The 1,868-nt window shown below is 64.8% G+C and carries 1 protein-coding gene; it reads left to right on the top strand.

Translation table 11 applies throughout. The features are described from left to right. Positions 1–16: 16 nt before the first annotated feature. Positions 17–1,868: 2',3'-cyclic-nucleotide 2'-phosphodiesterase (gene cpdB / locus Q4C89_RS09765; RefSeq protein WP_368493231.1), on the top strand; the 1,852-nt coding region annotated here is incomplete at its 3' end.

Raw genomic sequence — 1,868 nt, 5'->3', positions numbered from 1 at the left:
GTTTATGTTGAGGGAGATGAGACCTTCTCTGCTTCTTCTGACCGGCCTGCTGCTCTCCAGTTGCACCGCCATGCAGGGCCAGCGTGCCCAGACGGTGGACCTCCGCATTCTGGAAACCAGCGACCTGCACACGCACGCGCTCGGCTACGACTACTACCAGGACAAGCCCACGGGCGAGTTCGGCCTGGAGTACACCGCCAGCCTGATTAAGGCGGCCCGCGCCGAGAAAGCCAATTCGCTGCTGTTCGACAACGGCGACCTGATTCAGGGCAACCCACTGGGCGACTACGTGGCCCGCGTGCAGCCGCTGAAGGCGGGCGAAATGCACCCCATGCACCGCGCCATGCAGACCCTGCGGTACGACGCCGCCACGCTCGGCAACCACGAATTCAACTACGGGCTGGACTACCTTGACCGCGTGCTGAAGGCCGCACCGATGGCGTATGTGAGCGCCAACGTGCAGAACCTCGACGGCACGCCGCGCTTTACGCCTTACGTCATTCAGCGCAAGGTGCTCAAGGACGTGGAAGGCCGCCCCGCTGTCGTCAACGTGGGCATCATCGGCTTCGTGCCGCCGCAGATCATGCAGTGGGACAAGGCGCACCTCGAAGGCAAGGTCAAGGCCACCGACATGCTCGAAGCCGCCAACCGCTATGTCCCCGAGATGAAGGCGAAGGGCGCCGACATCATCATCGCGCTCAACCACTCGGGCATTGACCGGGGCGAGTACACCGCCGGGCAGGAAGCGGCGGGCGCGGCCCTGACCCGCGTGCCCGGCATCGACGTGGTGCTCAGCGGCCACAGCCACCAGGAATTTCCCAGCGCCACCTACAAGGATGTGGCGGGGGCCGACCTCACCAAGGGCACCATCGGCGGCAAACCCCAGACCATGCCCGGTTTCTGGGGCAACAACCTCGGCGTCATCGACCTCAAGCTGAGCTACGACCCCGACGCCAAGAAGTGGAACGTGGTGGACAGTCAGGCGGCCCTGCGCCCCATCTGGGACAAGGCGGGCAAGAAGAATCTGGTGCAGCCCGACCCCGCCATCGCCGCCGCCGTAAAGGCGCAGCACGAAGGCACGCTGAACTATGTGCGCGGCAAGGTGGCCGACCTGAGCGCCCCCATCAATTCCTACTGGGCGCTGGTGCAGGACGACCCCAGCGTGCAGCTCGTGAGCAACGCCCAGACCGCCTATGTCAAGAACGCGCTGAAAGACACCCAGTACAAAGACCTCCCGGTGCTGAGCGCCGCCGCACCCTTCAAGGCCGGGGGCCGCGCCGGGGCAAGTTACTACACCGACATTCCCGCCGGAACCCTCGCCATCAAGAACGTGGCCGACCTCTACGTGTACCCCAACACCGTGCAGGCCGTGCTGGTCACGGGGGCACAGGTGCAGGAATGGCTGGAGCGCTCGGCGGGACAGTTCAAGCAGATTGACCCGACCAAGACCGAGCCTCAGGCGCTGGTGGACGAGTCCTTCCCCACCTACAACTTCGACGTGATCGACGGTGTGACCTACGAAATAGACGTGACCCAGCCCTCCCGCTACGGCAGCGACGGCAAGGTCGCCAATGAGAACGCCCGCCGCGTCAAGAACCTTCAGTACCAGGGCAAGCCGATTGACCCAGCCCAGCAGTTCGTCATCGCCACCAACAACTACCGCGCCTCGGGCGGCGGCAAGTTCCCCGGTCTGGACGGCAAGAACATCGTCCTGCAGGCCCCCGACGAAACGCGGCAGGCGCTCATTTCCTACTTCCAGAACCAGCAGACCGTCAACCCTGCCGCCGACGGCAACTGGAAACTGACGCCCATCCCCGGCGTGACCCTGCTGGTGTCGAGCAGCCCCACCGCGCAGAAGTTCCTGCCGA

Source organism: Deinococcus sp. (assembly GCF_030523985.1).
GTDB lineage: Bacteria > Deinococcota > Deinococci > Deinococcales > Deinococcaceae > Deinococcus.
This window is presented reverse-complemented; position numbering and strand designations above follow the sequence as displayed.